This window comes from Neisseria sp. CCUG12390, from assembly GCF_047837985.1.
Taxonomy (GTDB): domain Bacteria; phylum Pseudomonadota; class Gammaproteobacteria; order Burkholderiales; family Neisseriaceae; genus Neisseria.
Genome location: NZ_CP181244.1, coordinates 1,964,343 through 1,982,948 on the forward strand (window position 1 = coordinate 1,964,343; position 18,606 = coordinate 1,982,948).

An 18,606-nucleotide genomic window follows, 5' to 3' on the forward strand; every position below is an offset into this window, starting at 1 on the left:
TTTTACAGTGACCCAAAATCAGAAATCTACTTCGTTAGACGCCCCTTGTATCTTTCTCATTTCACTATAAAATCTTTTCGCATAAAAAGGAAACGCCATGCGCGTATTGTTGGTTGAAGACGATGCCATGATTGCCGAAGCCGTGACCGCCAACCTGAAAGACAGTGGCTACGCCGTCGATTGGGTCAAACACGGCGCGCAGGTCGCGGCGGCGGTCGCGGCGCAAAGCTACGATTTGCTGCTGCTCGATTTGGGCTTGCCAGGCAAAGACGGGCTGGATGTATTGGCGCAACTGAGAAGCGGCGGCTGTACCGTTCCTGTGCTGATTGTGACCGCCCGCGACGATTTGCACAGCCGTCTGAACGGCTTGGACGGCGGCGCGGACGACTACATCGTCAAACCGTTCGACATGGCCGAACTCAAGGCGCGGATGCGTGCCGTGTTACGGCGGCACGGCGGCCAGCCGCAATCGCTGCTGACCAACGGCGTGATTACCCTCAACCCGGCCACTTATCAGGCGCAGGTTGAAGGTCAGGACGCGCCCGTCGCCCTGAGCAATAAAGAATTCGCCGTTTTGCAGGCCCTGCTGATGCGGCCGGGCATGATTTTGTCGCGCAATGATTTGGAAGACAAAATCTACGGCTGGGGGGAGGAAGTCGAAAGCAACGCCGTCGATTTCCTGATTCACGCCCTGCGCAAAAAACTGGGCAAAGACCACATCCAAAACGTGCGCGGCGTGGGCTGGCTGGTGAAAAAGGCCGTCTGAAAACGGCTTGCCCTTAACCTGAACCCGACCGGTCCGCTTTTCCGTTCCACCCCGTTTTCAGACGGCCTGCGATGGACTCCCCAAAACCAAACACCTGCAGACAGGAAACCGACAACCGGCATGATGCAAAATTTCCGCCCCATTGGAATCCGGCAAACGGCGCAGGCCGTCTGAAACCACCGAACCCGACCATGAAATCCCTTCTCCACACCCTGACACACTCGCTGCAAATCCGTTTGAGCCTCGGCCTGACCGCCCTCTTGCTTCTGCTCGCCCTGATGGCAGGCGGTTTTGCGTTTTACGATACTTACGACGAAGTGGAATCGATGCAGGACGAGCTGCTGGAACAAACCGCCGCCTACATCAACCCGACCGCCCCCGTAACCCCGCCCGAAAGCGAAAACGACGCGGAAATCAAAGTCCAGCTTCCGAATGCCGCCAACCCGATTGTTGCCGTTTCCCCGCAGCTTTCAGACGGCCTCTACACCCTGCCCGCACTCGACGATGACGACAATGACGAATACCGCGTTTTCGTCCGCACCACCCCGCAGGGCAAAATCGCGGTTATGCAGGAAATCGAATACCGCAACAATCTGGCCGAACAATCGGCTTGGAACAGCATCGTCCCGATTCTGACCGCCCTGCCCGTCATCCTCGCCCTGTGCGTCTGGCTGGTTTATCAGGCCATGAGGCCGATTCATGCCGCCTCGCAGGATTTGGCACGCCGCGCCGCCAATGATTTGTCGCCCTTAAACGACGAACATTTCCCCAGCGAAATCAGGGGCTTTGTTCACGCCATCAACCACCTGCTCGGCCGCACCGACGAAAACATCCGCCAGCAGCAGCGTTTCATCGCCGATGCCGCCCACGAACTGCGCAGCCCGATGACCGCCCTCTCCCTACAGGCCGAACGCCTGAACAACATGGATTTGCCGACCGAAGCGCGTTCGCAGTCGCAGCAGATTCAAAAAAGCATCAGCCGCAACCGCCACCTGCTCGAGCAACTGCTGTCCCTCGCGCGCGCCCAATCCGCCGACACCCCGCGCCGTAAAACCGCCCTCAGCGTGCAAAACCTGTTCTGTCGCGTGGTGCAGGAGCTGCTGCCCAACGCCGCCGCCAAAAATCAGGATTTGGGCGTGGCGACGGAAAACGACTGTACCTTTTACGCCGACGACACCGAAATCTATACCTTGCTGAAAATCTTCGCCGACAACGCCATTCTCTACACGCCCGAAGGCGGCCGAATCGACCTGGGCTTCGACGAAACCGAAAGCCATTTGACCTTATGGGTAGAAGACGACGGCGAAGGTATTCCCGCCGCCGAACGCAGCCGCGTACTCGATCCGTTTTACCGCATTTTGGGCACGGAGCAGCAAGGCACGGGCTTGGGTCTGTCCATCGCCGACACCATCGCCAAACGCTACGGCGGCCGCTTGGAACTGACCGACAGCACCCAATTCGCACACGGCCTGCTGATACGCGCGGTTTTGGACAAACGCTTTCTACAGGCTTGAACAGCTTCGCAAAAACCCGCCGCGCCCGTTTCAGACGGCCTGAAACTCCCGTATTAAATCAAAGGCCGTCTGAAAAATTCGATTTTCAGACGGCCTTGTCGTTTTGTACGGTTACGCCGCTTCAGGCGGCTAACCGTACCTACTGATAAACGTACTTCCTGTACGCATTCAAATCAAATACCAAGCCGTCTGAAATCCTCCCTCCTGAAAATTAAACCGGATGGACAGTAATTTTCAGACGGCCTTGTCGTTTTGCGTACGGTTACGCTGCTTCGGGCGGCTAACCGTACCTACCAAGCTGACCGTACCTACCAAACCGACTGCACCACAGACAATCAGTAATACACGTTCACGGTAACGGTGTCTTCGTAATCGCCTGCTGGGGTGTCGGCGGGGATGTCGGCGATGGTGGCGTAAACAGGGTGGACTTCCTGCGTGCCCGTGCCGATGAATTTACGGCTGCCGCGGGGCTGATCGACGTTGCCGCTGTCGCCCCAATATTCGCCGTTTTGGGATGCGCTGGCGCGCAGGGCGTAGGGAATCAGGGCGGTGCCGTTTTTGTGCTTCATTTTCCCGTTGCCCGTTTTGTCGCCGTATTTGGAACTCAGGCCGACGGTGTACGGCGTGTCTTTCGGGCAATTGACCCTGACCGCTGTCCGTCCGATCATGTTTTTCGAACGAATCGACTGGTCGCCGAAATCGATGTTGTCGGGGGCTTCGATTTTGCAGCTGTTAATCACGGTAACCTGCATCGCGAAACCGCCAATATCCTTCAAATCGGACGACCAGCCCCCTCTATCCTTACGACAGTCTCCTATTTCGCCGACTTTTACAGCCACCGACCCGTGACTGAAATTGGCGGTGTAAGGATCTGCAGACGCCGGTACGTTTTGTCCCGGCTCTATCTTGACATAAGCATGCATTTTCCCCTGTGCCGTACTGACTCCAGGCGGAACGGTAACAGCTGTGTACAGGATACGTGCAGGCTCATTGCCGTGAAGATAGGTATTGGAATAAATGCTATGGATATATGCAGGATCGGTATAGATGTCGTAGGCCAATCCCGCGGTTCGGTTATTACCGCTGACGTACAGATAACGGGGGGCAACCTGCTTAATGCCATGTCTGCTTCCATCCATGCCGACACAGACGTGAAAAGTATTTTCCTTGTCCATAGGAACATTCGTATTCCGAGTGCAATTGGCCGTCAGTTCGATAACGGTTTCCAAGCCCGTATTCTCCGCAAAATTGACGGCGGGCATCCGGACGGGGTTTTGAATAGTTACCCTGCAACCGGCTTTGGCCGTCTGAAACGAAAACCCCGCCACGGCTGCGAATGCACCGGTCAATAATCTTCTTTGCCATACGGCTTTTTTTGTGTGAGCTGTTCGGTTTGTTCTGTTCATTTTCTCTGTATCCAACAAATCTGCTGTCTTTTTCAGACGGCCTGTTCCCTGCATCGCTTCCCCGTATCGGGCAGACCGTCTGAAAGGATGTTTCCCACCGGATAGATCGGCTTTATCAAAGCGGTTTGCTGCCGTTCCATGCTTTTTTCAGACGGCCTGAAACATTTGCAAACCCGAAAATATTCAAAAATGCCCATTCGTCATTCCCGCGCAGGCGGGAATCCAGACCTGACGGTTTCAGGAATATTTCAGAATTACAGAAAGTTAAAATTCTGGATTCCCGCCTGCGCGGGGGGAGCACAGCGGACTTGCGCAGCTCATGACGGACATAGATTTTCAGGTTTAACCTCAATTTTTCGAAGGTCTCAGGCCGTCTGAAGACGGATTGTTTCCTACCAAACAGACCGGCTTTATCAAACCGCACCGCCGTTTCCCGATGACAGAAGCAACATTTGTATCCAAGCGGTTTGCAACCGTTCCGTGCTTTTTCAGACGGCCTATCCGCCGCACACCACTTCGCCCAAATCGGGCAGGCCGTCTGAAGACGGTTCGCGGTATTCGATTTCGAAGCTGCACGTTCCGCCGCCGTCGGCGCGGTTGACGGTGTAGCGGTTGCGGCCTTCGCCGATGTTTTCGATAAAGGTTTGGCCGTCGAAGCCGACCACAGCGGCGGGTTGACCGTTGTCGGCCTGTATCATGCTGCCGCTTTCGATAAAGCCGCCGTCGGGGGCTTTGAGCGTCAGGGAAACGGCGCGCATCCGGCTGATGTTGAACTCGACGGCGATGCCGGACTTTTCAGACGGCACGGCTTGGGCTTTGGCGCGCTCGGCCTTCATATCGTAAGGCAGGTCGGTAATGTCGATGCCGATGTTGTTTTTGCGGTAGGCCGACAGGTTGGGGACGAGCATCAGGCCGCGGCGGTCGGTTTTGCCGATGCGGTTGTCAAACAGGGTAACGGGCACGCCGCCGATGCGGGTATCGACGACGGCGAAGCTGTCGTGGACATGGCGGGTGGCGAACAGGCCGCCTTTCATCAGCACCAGTCCGCCGCGCCAGCCTGCGTTGTAGTTGGTTTGGCCGCCCGTACCGTACACGCCGCCGCGCAGGTCGCCGTATTGGGTGTTGACGCTGAGGTGGCCGTTCAGACGGCCGCTGCTGCGGTCGTCGTCGGTTTCGCGCTCCCAGCCGATGCCCCACGACGGGCTGTTGAGGCCGCTGCCGGATTTGTTGAGGCTGAGGTTGTAGGCGTTGCTGCCGAGGTTGTCGCGCCGTCCGCCCACGTTGAACGAATAGCCTTTGTCGAAACTGAACGACAGGCTGCCGTAGATGCTGCGCTCTTTGCTGCCGTTGAAATTGTTGCTTGCGCTGATGCCTGCGCTGACGCGGTTGCCGAAATTGCGGTTCCAGCCCAGCGTGCCGATTTTGTCGGCCTTGTCGCTGCCGCTGCGGCTGTAAACATAGGACGCGTTGAACGAACCGGCCAGGTTGCCGTTCCAGCTTGCGGAAACGGAAGCGGTGCGGTTTTTCCTGTTTTCGGGCGCATAATCGGCGGGGGAAAGAATCACGCCCATGCCGGTATAGCGGTCGTCGCTCACGCTGAAACCCGTACCGAACGACCATCTCCTGCGGCTGGTGCTGAAAAACGCGCTGCTCGAGCCGCCGCTGTGTCCTTTGAAATAGCTCTGCGTGTGGCTGAGGTCGAGCTGGCCGAGCGAACCGAGCACCGATGTCGCCGCCGCGCCGAATTTCCGATAGCCGCCCCCGCCTTCGGCATGAACTTGGGCGGTCAGGAAGCTGCTGATGCCGTAGCACAAGGTGCCGCTGCCAACCAGCTGTTTATCATAGGAAAAATCTTTGATGCCGTAGTCTTTGCGCAGATAGCCCGCTTCGAGCGACCATTCGCTCAAGCCTTTGGCCAACAGGCCGCTGCCGCCGTAAAGCGGCATATCGACGACCACGGTGCGGCCGAGTACGTCGGTGGCCACCACCTGCGCCATGCCGCTGCCGCTCACGCTGGGGGGCAAAATGATTTCGTAACCGCCCGCGGACACTTCGCGGCTGTACTGCTTCACGCCGTTCAGATACAGATCGACCGTGCCGGGCAACGTGGTTTCGCCCAAAAAAGTACGCAGCGGGGCGGTGTTGCGCCACGGCTGCACGCTGTAAGTGCGTTCGAGTTTGATGCCGCCCAAACGCGAACCGCCGCTGCCGCCGATACCGCCCGTGGTCAAATCACCCGCGGTAAAGGCCAGTCCTTTTTCCGCCCAAACGCTGCGCCAATAGGTGTCGAGACGCGAAGTATCCGACCTGCCGCCGCCTGCCGACGAACGGTTTTCGTTCCAAATGTGATTGTGGCTCAGATAGCCGAACGGCGTGGCCAAACGGGCTTCGGCCAAAATGCCTTGGCTGCTGCCGTCGCTGCTGCGGGTATGGTTGTAATCGTAGTTCAATACGCCCGCGAAACCCGGGCGGGCGACGGCGTAGGCTTCGTCTTGATCGCCACCGATTCGGGTAACGGGACGGTCGAGCCACTCGAGCGGCGCGGTCAGCGCAAGGGTTTGCTCGGCGGCGTTGTAGCGCACTTCCAAACGCGGAATGGCCGACAGCTCGAACCATGTTTTGTCTGCGGTATCATCCGTCTGAACAGGCGGTTTGCCGCTGCCGCTTTCCGGTTCGGACGGCTTGCCGGCCTGCTCAGCCGAAGCGTCATGCGGTTTTCCTTCCGGCACGGCTCCGGTTTGCGGTTTGGTTTGCGCTTCGGTTAACGGTTCGGATGTTGGGTCGGACGGATTTTCAGACGGCGTATTCAGGCCGTCTGAAACGCCCTGCCCCGCCGCTTCGGATACGTTTTTGCCGTCCGCGGCCGCTTCGGGGGCAGCTTCAGATTCGGCGGTTTCGGATGCGGTTTGTACGGACGCACCGATGCCGCCGTCGGCAGCGGCATCTGCCGTACTGCGGGCGGTTTTCAGGTTTTCAGACGGCACCTTGATGCCCATCGCCTCAAGCGTGGCAAGACGGACAAACAAACGTTCGCCGTCCTGCAAAAAAGGATAGGCGCCGTCTGAAAGGCTGCCGTTTACCGTTACCTGCGGGTAAATGGTCAGCTTTTCCGCCGTATGAACAGCCGCTGCGGGCGCATCCTGCTGCGCGGATGCCTGAAGCGTGCACAAGCACAGCCACACCCCGACAACAATCTGTTTTAAGGGAAACGCAGCGTCAGGGCGCGGCAAACCGTACCTCCGGCTGCAATGCCCTGCCGTTGACCTTGACGGAAAAACCGCCTTTACCGAACGACGACGGCGCGGCATCCAGCGTGTACTGCACGCGGCTGCCGGGCAGCACATAGCCCGCCAGCCCGCCGATCAGGTTTTTCTCGCCCTTGCCCGTTTTCACGGCCAGGCCGCTCAACTGGGCATATGCGCCGCCCGTATTCTGCACGGTCAGCAGCGTTTTGCCGCCCGCCGCCGACGCAGCCCGCCATTGCAGCTTCGCTTCGGGAGAATCGGTTTGGTTCAGGAACACCGGCACGGAATAGCGCAACACGAAATTCAGACCGCTTTTGGGCTTTTCGTCAGGAGCGGGCAGCTCGTCCACCACCAAGCGGTAGGCTTCCTCCACCGCGCCCTGAGCCGCAGGCTTGGCCCGCACCACGCGAAACTGCTGCTGCGCCCCCGCCGCCAGTTTTACCATCGGCGGGCTGGCCAGCACGTCGCGCGAAGGCACCAGCACGTCTTTGCCTTCGGCATCCTGCGTCCAGCGGAACACGCGCACCTGTGCGGTCAGCGGTTTCTTACCCGTATTCGAAAGCGTAAACACCCCCGCCCGTTGCTTGGCAGGCAGGCTCAAACCCGTGGGGGTAATCTGCATCCCTGCCGCGTGAAGGGTCGGAAAAGCTGCGCCCAGCATCAAGCCGAGCAGTGCGGATGGTTTTTTGAATCGTGTCATTGCGTTTTCCTGCCGGTATCGGTGATTTTTTCAGACGGCCTTGATGCCGTCTGAAATTTTTTTGTTATGCAAACCCAAAATGAATATTTTTCAGGTGTTCAAAAGATGGATGCCGTTATTCCCGCAAGTGCAGAAATAACGGCAGGAACGTAACGTCTGATGAGACGGTGTTACTCTGTAAGAAAAATTACCAATAAACTTTAACGGTTACTGTATCAGTATAGCGGTCGGCTTTCTTATCCAACTCACCATCGTCGATTTTGGCATAAACGATATGTTTGTCAGCAGTAGTGAAACCATTACCCGAAGCTACATCTTTGGTATTGACTTTCCAAGTATCACCCCACGCCTTGTTATAGCTGTCATCTTGATGCAGTGTATAAGGAACCGTGTCGGCATTACCGGAAGTTACCGCATTCATCACACCTTGACCGATAAGATTACCGTTACTCGGTACCAAACCGATACCGTAAGGCGTACCTTTAGTACATTTCACCTCAATACCCGCACCATCGGCAGCTTTGCTGATTTGTCTCTGTTCACCAGCATTGGATTGATGTTCGCCGAAATCAATATCTGCACCAGCAGCAACCCAAGGTGTATTAGTGTCCGGTTTTGAGCTGGATGATACTACCACTTCACAAACAGGAAGAATGCGAACAGAAACATTGAATTGTTTACCCGCAGTAGCAGGATTTGCCGCTGCAGGAGCAGCAACAGTCGGTGTCAATGCAAAAGCCGAACCGGAAGCCATCAGAGCGGCTGCCACGGAAGAGAGTACGAAGAGTTTTTTCATGAGTAAGTTTCCTTGTTTTATATTTGGTTGAGTGTTTTCCCCTGCCTTTCGGAACAGCTTTTCACCCTGTTTCCCCTGGGCAGATTTTTTATCCGATGCCTGATTTTCACCGTCGGGAAAACCACTTTCCGAACAGTAAAACCACTGCATTAAGGCTTGGTGTGATTATTCCCCCTGCCGACTGTCCTTAGCAAGATAAAATTCGATTTTCATAAAAAACAGGCCGTCTGAACGGCTGTTTTGTAGCTTTTAAACAACGACAAGCGGATTGTATCAGCGACAAACGGATATTATTTACCTGAAAAACAAAACAGCAGAATTTTGCACACGGGTACTTTTTCACTTTTATATTCCGGTAAAAACGGTATTTGCCCCTGTTCCGCTACCGTTAACCGAACAGGCAGGCATAACGGATGTGCGCAATTGATGACGGCACTTGCCGGCCGCACTGTTTTCAAAGGGCATAGACAAATAAACAGGCCGTCTGAATATTCAGACGGCCTGTTCACTTCATTTTAGTAATCGCGTTTTTCGTAGATGATTTTCAAATCCGGATAAGACAGTTTGATGTCGTATTCCTGATTGTTTTTTACCGCTTCCACGTCCAGAGCCGGTTTGCCCAGATGGTCGTCGGCATCCACGTCATGCACTTGGTAACCGCGCGCTTCCAGCATTTTGGCGGCTTTTTCGGCAATGGCTTGGTATTTCGGATCGCTTTCGACTTGGTGTTCGATGCGGTCGTTGGCGAAAGCGGAGCCGGCCATCAAAGCCATCACGGCGGTCAACATGATTTTTTTCATTGCGTTTCCTTTCAGGGGGATGTGTTTTGTTTTCAGAGAGAATGTTTTGTTTCGATGGGTGTATTAAACCAAACCCGAATTAGCTTTGAATTAGCGGCTTTTAAAGAAACGTAAAGGCCGTCTGAAAATTTTTCAGACGGCCTCACGCTACATATCCTGCACGTCCACGTCCACGCTCCAGCGGATTTTGTGGTTGCGGTTCTGCTGCAAGGCCTGCACCCACAGACTCACGGCATGGTGCAGGTCTTTGCGCGAGGCGGATTCGAGAAAAAGCTGCGCCCGTTCGCGTTCGGCCAGCCGCACCATCAGCATGGGCGCGGGGCCGAAAACGGAGACGCCCTCCGGCAGCAAAGGTTCAACCGCCGCCTTGATACCGTTTAAAAAATCCATCGCCTGCGCCACATTCGGCGCGTCGGCGCGTATGGCCGTCTGAAAACCGAACGGCGGCATGGCGAACATTTCGCGCTCGGCTGATTCGCTGTCGGCGAACAGGCGGTAATCCTGCGCTTTGACGGCAGCGAACACGGCATGGTCGGGCAATTGCGTCTGGATTAACACGCGCCCTGCTTTGTCGGCGCGTCCCGCACGCCCCGATACCTGCATGAGTTCGGCAAACAGTCTTTCCGGCGCGCGGAAATCGGAACTGTATAAGCTGCCGTCGGCGTTCAGCACGATGACCAGATTCAGCCGCGCGAAATCGTGGCCTTTGGCGAGCATCTGCGTACCGACCAGAATGTCGATTTCGCCGGCGGCGATGCGGCGGTACAAATCCGCCCAATCGTTTTTGTGCGCCGTGCTGTCGCGGTCGACACGCACGACTGCGGCTTGCGGAATAAAATTGCGCAGCGTTTCTTCCACGCGCTGCGTGCCGTGGCCGACGGCGGTCAGATCCTGATTGCCGCAGTCGGGGCATTTGTAGGGAACGGGTTGGCGGTGGTCGCAATGGTGGCAGCGCAACTGCCGCGCGCGCTGATGCAGCACCATCTTGGCCGAGCAGTTCGGACAGCCGAAGGTATGGCCGCAGTCGCCGCAAAACAAAGCCGGCGAAAAGCCGCGCCGGTTGAGGTACACCAGCGACATGCCGCCCGCTTCATAATTCTCTTTCAGCAATTTCAAGGCTTGCGGCGAAAAGCCGTTGTCCAGTTTCAGACGGCCTACGTTTAAAATCTCCACCTGCGGCAACTGCGCGGCGGCGTGGGCGCGTTCGGCCAATTCGAGCAGGCGGTACGCACCGCTTTGCGCTTTGTGCCAGCTTTCCAGACTCGGCGTCGCGCTGCCCAGCACAATCGGGCAGCCGCTCTGCTTCGCCCGCCAAACGGCCAAATCTCGAGCGTGATAGCGCAGCTCGTTGTCTTGTTTGAACGAAGCGTCGTGTTCTTCGTCCACCACAATCAAACCCAAATCCGCCATCGGCGTGAACACGGCCAGCCGCGTGCCGATAACCAGCCTGGCCTGCCCGGTCATGGCGCGCAAATAATCCTGCGTGCGTTTTCCGGCGGCGGTCTGGCTGTGCAGCACGGCGGTCGGCACATCGGCAAAACGGTCTTGCACGCGCTTCAAAAGCTGCGGCGTGAGGTTGATTTCGGGCAGCAGGAACAACACCTGTTTCCCCTGCGCCAACACTTCGGCGACGGCATCGAAATAGACTTCCGTCTTGCCGCTGCCCGTGATGCCGTAAAGCAGAAACGTTTGGAAACGCCCGAAGGCCGTCTGAATGTCCTGCGCGGCCTGCCGTTGCGCCGCGTTCAAAACATGTTCGGACGGCCTTAACTGCGGCGCGGCTGCTCCGCGGCGTTCAATCCAGCCCTGTTCCGCCCATTCTTCCAATAATTTGCCGGCTTGGGCGTTGGTTTTTTTCAGGGATTCGAGCGTGAGGCCGTCTGAAAGCAATGCGTCCCACAGTGCGCGCTTTTTTCGGAAGCGTTCGGGCGGCGGCGTTTGCGCCCTGCCGGTTTCGTTCAGCGCGTAAAACAGCGGCGGTTCGGGCAGCTCCGCCGCTTTGGTTTCCTTCAAACCCTGCGGCAGCGCGGTAAAAACGGCCTGCCCCAGCGGATAATGGTAATAGCGCGCGGTAAACGCCAGCAGCGCGCGCCAGTCGTCGGGCAGCGGCGGTTCGTCGGTAAAGGCCGTCTGAATGCTTTGGATTTTGGCGGTGTCAATGTCGGGCACGATGCCGTTTGCCCACACCACGCCGATTTGCGGTTTGTTGCGAAAAGGCACCACCACGCGCGTACCCGCAGGCAGGGCTTCGGGGTGGGCATAAGTCAAAAGGCCGTCTGAAAGCGGCACGTTCAAGGCGACGTAGTGATAATTCATGAGCAAAATCAATCGGTTCGTATTTCCCCGCCTGAATATTCAGACGGCCTGCAACAATCCATTTTATCAGCAACCGATACCGTGAGAAACTTATCTGCGCTTAACGGAAAGTTTTGTTACAATGCGCCTTTTCCATTCTTCACCAGACCGATATGAAACTGAAATTAATCAACACATTACTGCCTCTGACGCTGATTCCTCTGGTGGCCTGCGGCCAAACCGCCGTCAGCAACAAAGGCTCGTCTTCCGCACCGGCTGCCGCCGCTTCCGCCGCCGCCCCCAAAGCCGCCGACAAAAGCGTGGCCGAATCGCTGAAAACCAAGCTGGAAAAAGTCTATGAATCCCAAGACCTGAAAGTGATGAGCGTGGGCGAAACCCCGATTCAGGGCATTTACGAAGTGGTCGTGAGCGGCAACCAGATTATCTACACCGACGCCAAAGGCGACTATATGCTGGTGGGCGACCTGATTAACGTGAACACGCGCGAAAGCCTGACCGACGATCGCGCGGCGGAACTGAACAAAATCGATTTCGACAGCCTGCCTTTGGACAAAGCGATTAAGGAAGTGCGCGGCAACGGCAAGCTGAAAATCGCGGTATTCAGCGATCCCGACTGCCCGTTCTGCAAACGCCTGGAACACGAATTCGCCAAGATGACCGACATCACGATTTACAACTTCATGATGCCGATCGCCAGTCTGCACCCCGACGCGCAGCGCAAAGCCGAAAACATCTGGTGCCAGCCGAACCCGACCAAAGCATGGACGGAATGGATGCGCGGGGGCAAAACGCCGCCCGCCGCCAAAGCCTGCGACAACCCCGTGGCCGAAACCATGTCTTTGGGCGAACAGCTGGGCTTCTCCGGCACGCCGACTTTGGTGTTCCCGAACGGCCGCACGCAAAGCGGTTACAGCCCGATGCCGCAATTGCAGGAAATTATTGAGAAAAACCAGAAGTAAGGTTCGGATAAAACAAGGCCGTCTGAAAACGCAGTCAGTTTTCAGACGGCCTTGTTTTATCCTAATCTATCAAGTCATCTTTGCGCTATCTGCAATCCTCCCATGAAAGCAGATTTTCAGACGGCCTTGTCTTTGTAAAATACGTTTTCACACCCCAAAAATGAAAACTTCAAAATAAAAGTTGGATGAAATCAAATCCATAAAACCGGCGGTTGATTTTCGACACCAAATTTTGAAGTTCCTGCAATCTGTCCCTTCCCCTGCGCCCGGCGCGGGGGAAGGTCAGGATGGGGGTACTTCGCAGAAGTACATTTTGCCTGAGTTTCAGCAGATTTTAATGTTTCTGCGCCCCTCCCCAACCCTCCCCGCGCCGGGCGCAGGAGAGGGATCAATTGCAGCAGTCCGGCCCGTTGGTGCTTTTGGCTGAAAACGCCGTAAACATCAGCCTTTCAGACGGCTTCAGCAAATCGTAGGTACGGTTAGCCGCCCCATGCGGCGTAACCGTACGCACGTCTGCGGATTTCATAAACATAAAGGCTATCTGAAATCCGCTTTCTTAAAATTTTCAGACGGCCTTTTTGCAGGGCAGACACAATCAAATTTCAGCCTGATGAGAAACTGCTGTCTGTATTTGATACCCCTGACCACTGCCCTCAAAACACCCTGAATTCAAACGGTTTCGGATTGGCTTCGTTCAAATCCATATCGAAATCGTCCACCGTAATCGCGATTTTCACCAAGCGGCGGGCTTCGCGGATTTGTTCGCCCTGCTCCGGCGTTATCAGGCCTTTTTCCACGGCTTCGCTGATTTTTTCAGACGGCGTTTCGGCTTTCAATCCGCCTTTGGCTTCGGCTTTTCGCAAGGCCTGTTCCAGCTTGGATGTTTGGCGCACGGCTTCCATCGCCGGTTTCAACACAGCCAATGGCTCGTCGGCATTGTCGACATCGCCTTGCGGATGGAAACGGAAGCGGGTCAGGCGGTCGAGCGTTTCGCCGTGCTGCTGCATATCGGCGGCAACCTGATGCGCCAATTGGTCTTTCGGTGCGCTTTCGCGTTTACCCAAGGGAAACACCACCACGCGCAACAGCAAGGCGGCGCAGCGGTTGGGCAGGTTTTGCACCAAGCCCGCCAAGGCTTGTTCGGCTTCGTATAAAGCCAAGCGCACGGCGTATTCGGCAAGCGGCAAATCGGCTTCTTTGCTGCCCTCGCGCTCGAAACGCTTCAGGCAGGCGGAGGCGATGTAGAGATTGGAGAACGCGTCTGCCAAACGGCCGGACAGGCTCTCGCGCCGTTTCAAGTCGCCGCCCAAGCTCAGCATGGCGACATCGGCGGCAAAGGCAAACGCCGCGCTCAGGCGGTTAAGCCGTTTGTAGGCGAAGGCCAGCGGGCTTGTCGGTGCGTAGCCGCCGCCGTAGGTGATGCCGAACACGAAACTGCGGGCGGCATTGGACGCGCTTTGAACCAAGTGTTTTTGAAACGCTTGGTCAAACGCGCCCACATCGTCTTTTTGCAGCGCGTCGATTTCGTTCAACACATGGTTGTGGCAGCGGAACGCGCCCTGCCCGAAAATCATCAGGCAGCGGGTCAGGATGTTCGCCCCCTCCACCGTGATGCCGATGGGCACGGCGTTGTACATGGCGGCCAGATAGTTGCGCGGCCCGCCGACCACCGCGCGGCCGCCGTGGATGTCCATTGCGTCGTTCATGACTTTGCGCAGGCGTTCGGTGTTGTTGAATTTCACCATTGCCGAAATCACCGACGGATTTTCGCCCAAGTCCAAACCGGTCAACGCCAAATCTTGCGTGGCCTCCATTTGGTAGGTGTGGCCGCCGATGCGCGCCAATGCGTCGGCCACCCCCTCGAATTTACCGATGGGCAAACCGAACTGCTGGCGGATGCCCACCCAGGCGGAAGTCGTCCATGCGGCGTGTTTGGCATTGCCCACTGCTTGCGAGGGCAGCGAAATGCAGCGGCCGATGGACAAACATTCCATCAACATGCGCCAGCCCTGTCCAGCGTAACCGCGGCCGCCGATAATCCATTCCAGCGGGAAGAAAATGTCTTTGCCCCATACCGGCCCGTTCCAAAACGGCGTTTCGTTCGGGTAATGGCGGCGTCGGTGGTACAGACCTTCCATCGCGGTCGGCAATAATGCACAGGTAATGCCGATGTCTTCCTTGCCGCCGAGCAAGCCATCGGGGTCGCGCAATTTGAAGGCCAAACCGATGACCGTGGCAATCGGCGCCATGGTAATCCAGCGTTTTTCAAAGCTCACGCGCACGCCCAACACGTTTTCATGACGCGTACCGTCGCGCGGGTCGGTGTAGCTGCCGTAGCAGACGAAACCGGTATCCGGAATCGCGCCCGCGTCCGAACCCGCCCACGGGCTGGTGAGCGCGAAACACGGCATGTCGATGCCCTTGGCCAAGCGCGGCAGATAGTAATCTTTCTGCTCGTCGGTGCCGTAGTGCTGAATCAGTTCGGCAGGGCCTAAAGAATTGGGCAGCATAATCATGTAGGCCGCGGCCGGGCTGCGGCTGGCGATTTTGGTCGCCACTTTGGCGTGGGCATAATGGGAAAACTGCTTGCCGCCGTATTTTTTGTCGATAATCATGGCGATAAAGCCCTGATCTTTCACGTATTGCCACACTTCGGGCGGCAGGTCTTTATCGTGACGGGTAAACCGCCAGTCGTTGAGCATTTGGCACAGGGTTTCGGTTTCGTTGTCGATAAAGGATTGCTCTTCTTCGGTTAACTTCGGGTCGCGGTAGCCCGACAATTTTCGCCAATCGGGTTTGCCGTTGAAAATCTCCGCATCCCACCACACCGTACCCGCATCAATCGCCGCCTGTTCCGTGGCCGACAGCGGCGGCAGGATATTTTTGAACAGCTTGAACGCCGGACGGCTGACGAATTTCACGCGCAGCGATGCCACGCCCAGCAGCGCGCACACCGCCAGCCACGGCAGCGCAAACCACCACGCGAATATGCCCGACAGCAGGCCGAACACGCCCACAGCGACCCACAGCCACAACGGTGCGCCGAAAAACGCCAACGCAGCCAAGCAGCATAAAGCGACGATTGTGCCCAACATCGTTTTTCTCCTTTATCGATTTTCTCTGTATTTTTTATTGAGGCCGTCTGAAAAACGGTTTTGTTTTTCAGACGGCCTGTATCAACCGCCGCGCAAATTATCCAGCAGCCGCTGCACCGTGGCTTTAAACATCATCACGCTCTCGGGGGTCAGCCCTTGCAGCATTCCGGCTTCGAACGCCGCCGCCTCTTTCATGCAGCGGGCGAACACGTCGCGCCCGCTGTCGGTCAGCTCGATCAACACCATCCGCCCGTGGTTCGGATCGTTGCGTTTCGTTACCCAGCCGTGTTCCACCATCGTGTTGACAATCTGGTTGGCGGCCTGCGGCGAGATGAACGAACGCGCCGCCAGCGCGGCATTGGCCGTGGCGCCGCGCCGTTGCAGGTTCGACAGCATGGTAAACTGCGGCAGGCTCACGCCCAGCGGTTTCAAGGCTTCGCCGAGCCGCTGGCTGACCAGGCGGTCGAGGCGGCCGATGTTGTAACTGACGGTCGGCTGCCCGCTGCCGTCTTCCCAAGGTTCGTGCTTCATCGCCGTAGCTCCGTATCGTGTTCCAAAGCACCTATCTTACTGCTTTTCAGACGGCCTTACTATGATGCGGGCCGTCTGAAAACCGTGTGTCAGGCGTTTGCGTTTTGGTTTTTCTTAAAGCGCAAAACCAGGACAAACGCGCTGGCAAACGCCACGGCAATCACCGGAATCGCCGCGCTGATGACGGCGGAACTCGATTGCCCTGCGCCCAAAATCATCCCGGCCAGAATCGGACCGGCAAACGAGCCGGCGCGCCCCACCGCCACCGCCGTGCCCACGCCCGTGCCGCGGATGGCTGCCGGGTAGAACATTCCGGCCAATGCGTAAAGCGCGCCTTGTCCGCCGATGATGAACATGCCGCAGGCCAAAGTCGCGGCGATGATGCCGCCCAGTTCGCCGCTTGACGACAGCGCATACAGCGCGGCCAGCATACCGGCGTAAATCAACACCACCACGGCTTTGATGTTGAGTTTGTCCAAAAACAGCCCCAACACCAGCGTGCCGATGACGCCGCCGACGTTAAAGCCGATTTGCACATAGTTGATTTCCTCGCGGGTAAAGTTTTGGCCGGCAAACAGGGTCGGCAGCCAGTTGAGCAGCACATACAGCACAATCAGCGTGCAGAAAAAGCTGATCCACAGTTGCAGCGTGCCGAAAAAACGCCCTTCGCCGAACAGGATATGGCCGATGGAAAAGCTGCGCTGCTCGGCTTCGAGTTTGCTTTGCAGATAAGCTTTCGACTCCGGCAGCCACAACCAGATAACCGGCACCAGCAGCAGCGGCGCGAAACCGCCGACGTAGAAAATCCATTCCCACCCGAGTTCTTTAGCCAGCGAAATCGCCACCAGCGAAGTAATGATGCCGCCCGCAGGCACGCCGCAATACATGATGCTTACCGCCGTGCCGCGCCATTTCGGGCTGACGGCTTCGGTGGCCATGGTAATCAGAATCGGCAGCGCGCCGCCCAAACCCAAGCCGGTTAAGAAACGCGCGCCCAAGAGCAAGGGGAACGAATAGGCATGGGCGGTCAGCACCGACATGATGCCGAAAAGAATGGTGTTGATGATGAGAATGGGCTTGCGGCCGTACATATCGGCCAGTTTGCCGGCCAATAATGCGCCGGGCAGCGTACCCAACGTGGCGGCGGAAAACGCCCAACCCAATTGTTTGGGGTCGAGTTGGAACGCCTCGCGCATCATCGGAGCGGCCACGCCCATCGATTGCAGGTCGAAGCCTTCCATCAGCGCAAGTATGAAACAGATGGCCAAGGTAATCTTGGCGCTGTTCTGTATGGTTCTTCCTTCGGCTGCCATATCGATTCTCCTTTGCAGCGTTTTTATGTTTTTTCGTTGAGGCCGTCTGAAAAGGGATTTTTGCGTTTTCAGACGGCCTTGGTTTTGTGTTGCGGGCGGTGCTTCGGCCTTGAGGCAGTTTGTGCATTCATACCCGCCACATGCCTTAAACCGACCAACCGCCTTCCATTTATGTGTGGGCAGCAAGTGCCTACCCTACCCCTGCTTGGTTTTGTGTTTTTGGGTTTAACTTTGTTTCGACAGGATTTTATGTGTAAGAAAAGCTAGCGTTGTTTACAGTATTTGAAAGACAATACTGCCATGAACATCCACAAAAATACCCGACTTACACCGCACCAACGTCAAGCCGTTTGGCGCGCCTATACACAGGATAAAATTACCGTTACTTCACTTGCCCGGCAATACCAAGTCAGCAGAGTAACCATCTACCGTATCCTCAAAGCCGCACGGCTGCAGCTGCTCACACCGCAAAACAGTACCAACAACCGGTTCAAACAAGCAAAATACGGGATGAAACGTTTGGCTAAGGTTGAAAAAGCCATCGAAGAAAAGCTCAAAAAACAGGCTAAACGCTACAACAAATCCTATCCCGGCGAAATGGTGCATTTCGATACCAAACGGTTGCCGCGGCTGAAAAACCAAAGCGTTGCCGACCCGTTCGAATACCTGTTTGTCGCCATCGACGACTACTCCCGCGAACTGTACGCAGCCATCTTGCCCGACCGTACGGCTGCCAGTGCCGCCAAGTTTCTGTTGAGGGATGTGATTGACTGCTGCCCGTACACCGTCGAATGCGCATACTCGGATAACGGAGTGGAATACAAAGGCAATGCATCCCACCCGTTTGGCGCTGCCTGCTGCCGCAACAACATCGTGCAGAAGTTTACCCGTATTGCGCGTCCGCAGACCAACGGCAAAGCGGAACGGGTGATTCGGACGCTGATGGAGATGTGGCACGATAAGCAGACATTTGACGATGCGCAACACCGGCGCAGGGAATTGTGCCGCTTTGTGAATTTCTACAATACGGTCAAGCCGCACGGCAGCTTGAAAGGCAGGACGCCTTTTGAGACTTTGGAGGATTATTTTTCTCAACCTGTTGTGTAAACAACCCGGTTATTTCTTACATTTTATGTTTCCAGCGAAACATAACCCCACCCCAACC

15 protein-coding genes are annotated in these 18,606 nt (G+C 56.5%); 5 read left to right on the forward strand and 10 right to left on the reverse strand.

The window, feature by feature from the left end:
* Positions 1-97 precede the first annotated feature (97 nt).
* The 3 genes from ACM67E_RS09145 (at position 98) to ACM67E_RS09155 (ending at position 2,426) form a co-directional block, all read left to right on the forward strand.
* Positions 98-766, forward strand: coding sequence for a response regulator (locus tag ACM67E_RS09145; RefSeq protein WP_416191142.1), 669 nt, complete (start codon positions 98-100; stop codon positions 764-766).
* A gap of 191 nt (positions 767-957) precedes the next feature.
* Positions 958-2,280, forward strand: coding sequence for an ATP-binding protein (locus tag ACM67E_RS09150; protein WP_416192768.1), 1,323 nt, complete (start codon positions 958-960; stop codon positions 2,278-2,280).
* Positions 2,277-2,426 (forward strand): hypothetical protein, encoded by a 150-nt coding sequence (locus tag ACM67E_RS09155; RefSeq protein ID WP_416191143.1) that lies wholly within the window; start codon positions 2,277-2,279, stop codon positions 2,424-2,426. The genes ACM67E_RS09150 and ACM67E_RS09155 overlap by 4 nt, the downstream gene beginning before the upstream one ends.
* A 189-nt stretch (positions 2,427-2,615) precedes the next feature.
* On the opposite strand, the gene ACM67E_RS09160 is transcribed toward ACM67E_RS09155, so the two are convergent.
* The 6 genes from ACM67E_RS09160 to ACM67E_RS09185 all read right to left on the reverse strand — a co-directional run bounded on the left by ACM67E_RS09160 (position 2,616) and on the right by ACM67E_RS09185 (position 11,543).
* Complete coding sequence (locus ACM67E_RS09160) at positions 2,616-3,629, reverse strand: spore coat U domain-containing protein (protein ID WP_416191144.1); 1,014 nt, start codon at positions 3,627-3,629, stop codon at positions 2,616-2,618.
* A gap of 554 nt (positions 3,630-4,183) precedes the next feature.
* Positions 4,184-6,916, reverse strand: a complete 2,733-nt coding sequence (locus tag ACM67E_RS09165; protein ID WP_416191145.1) for a fimbria/pilus outer membrane usher protein — start codon at positions 6,914-6,916, stop codon at positions 4,184-4,186.
* On the reverse strand, positions 6,903-7,631 hold the full coding sequence (locus ACM67E_RS09170) for a molecular chaperone (RefSeq protein WP_416191146.1): 729 nt from the start codon (positions 7,629-7,631) through the stop codon (positions 6,903-6,905). The genes ACM67E_RS09165 and ACM67E_RS09170 overlap by 14 nt, the downstream gene beginning before the upstream one ends.
* A gap of 187 nt (positions 7,632-7,818) precedes the next feature.
* Positions 7,819-8,577 carry a spore coat U domain-containing protein gene (locus tag ACM67E_RS09175; RefSeq protein WP_416191147.1) on the reverse strand — a complete coding sequence of 253 codons (759 nt, stop codon included), beginning with the start codon at positions 8,575-8,577 and terminating at the stop codon, positions 7,819-7,821.
* Between the two features lie 365 nt (positions 8,578-8,942).
* On the reverse strand, positions 8,943-9,227 hold the full coding sequence (locus tag ACM67E_RS09180) for a PepSY domain-containing protein (protein ID WP_416191148.1): 285 nt from the start codon (positions 9,225-9,227) through the stop codon (positions 8,943-8,945).
* Positions 9,228-9,374: 147 nt separating this feature from the next.
* Positions 9,375-11,543: a primosomal protein N' gene (locus ACM67E_RS09185; protein WP_416191149.1), complete on the reverse strand. Its 2,169-nt coding sequence runs from the start codon at positions 11,541-11,543 to the stop codon at positions 9,375-9,377.
* Between the two features lie 152 nt (positions 11,544-11,695).
* On the opposite strand from ACM67E_RS09185, the gene ACM67E_RS09190 reads away from it, so the two are divergent.
* Complete coding sequence (locus ACM67E_RS09190) at positions 11,696-12,502, forward strand: DsbC family protein (protein ID WP_416191150.1); 807 nt, start codon at positions 11,696-11,698, stop codon at positions 12,500-12,502.
* Between the two features lie 388 nt (positions 12,503-12,890).
* Here ACM67E_RS09190 and ACM67E_RS09195 read toward each other — a convergent pair whose 3' ends face one another.
* The 4 genes from ACM67E_RS09195 to mhpT form a co-directional block, all read right to left on the reverse strand.
* Complete coding sequence (locus tag ACM67E_RS09195; RefSeq protein ID WP_416191151.1) at positions 12,891-13,034, reverse strand: hypothetical protein; 144 nt, start codon at positions 13,032-13,034, stop codon at positions 12,891-12,893.
* A gap of 121 nt (positions 13,035-13,155) precedes the next feature.
* On the reverse strand, positions 13,156-15,597 hold the full coding sequence (locus ACM67E_RS09200; RefSeq protein WP_416191152.1) for an acyl-CoA dehydrogenase: 2,442 nt from the start codon (positions 15,595-15,597) through the stop codon (positions 13,156-13,158).
* An 81-nt stretch (positions 15,598-15,678) separates the two neighbouring features.
* Positions 15,679-16,128 carry a MarR family winged helix-turn-helix transcriptional regulator gene (locus ACM67E_RS09205; protein ID WP_416191153.1) on the reverse strand — a complete coding sequence of 150 codons (450 nt, stop codon included), beginning with the start codon at positions 16,126-16,128 and terminating at the stop codon, positions 15,679-15,681.
* A gap of 89 nt (positions 16,129-16,217) precedes the next feature.
* Positions 16,218-17,441, reverse strand: a complete 1,224-nt coding sequence (gene mhpT, locus ACM67E_RS09210; protein WP_416191154.1) for a 3-(3-hydroxy-phenyl)propionate transporter MhpT — start codon at positions 17,439-17,441, stop codon at positions 16,218-16,220.
* Between the two features lie 300 nt (positions 17,442-17,741).
* Here mhpT and ACM67E_RS09215 point away from each other — a divergent pair, with 300 nt between their 5' ends.
* Positions 17,742-18,548: an integrase core domain-containing protein gene (locus tag ACM67E_RS09215; protein WP_416190995.1), complete on the forward strand. Its 807-nt coding sequence runs from the start codon at positions 17,742-17,744 to the stop codon at positions 18,546-18,548.
* The last annotated feature ends 58 nt before the right edge of the window (positions 18,549-18,606 follow it).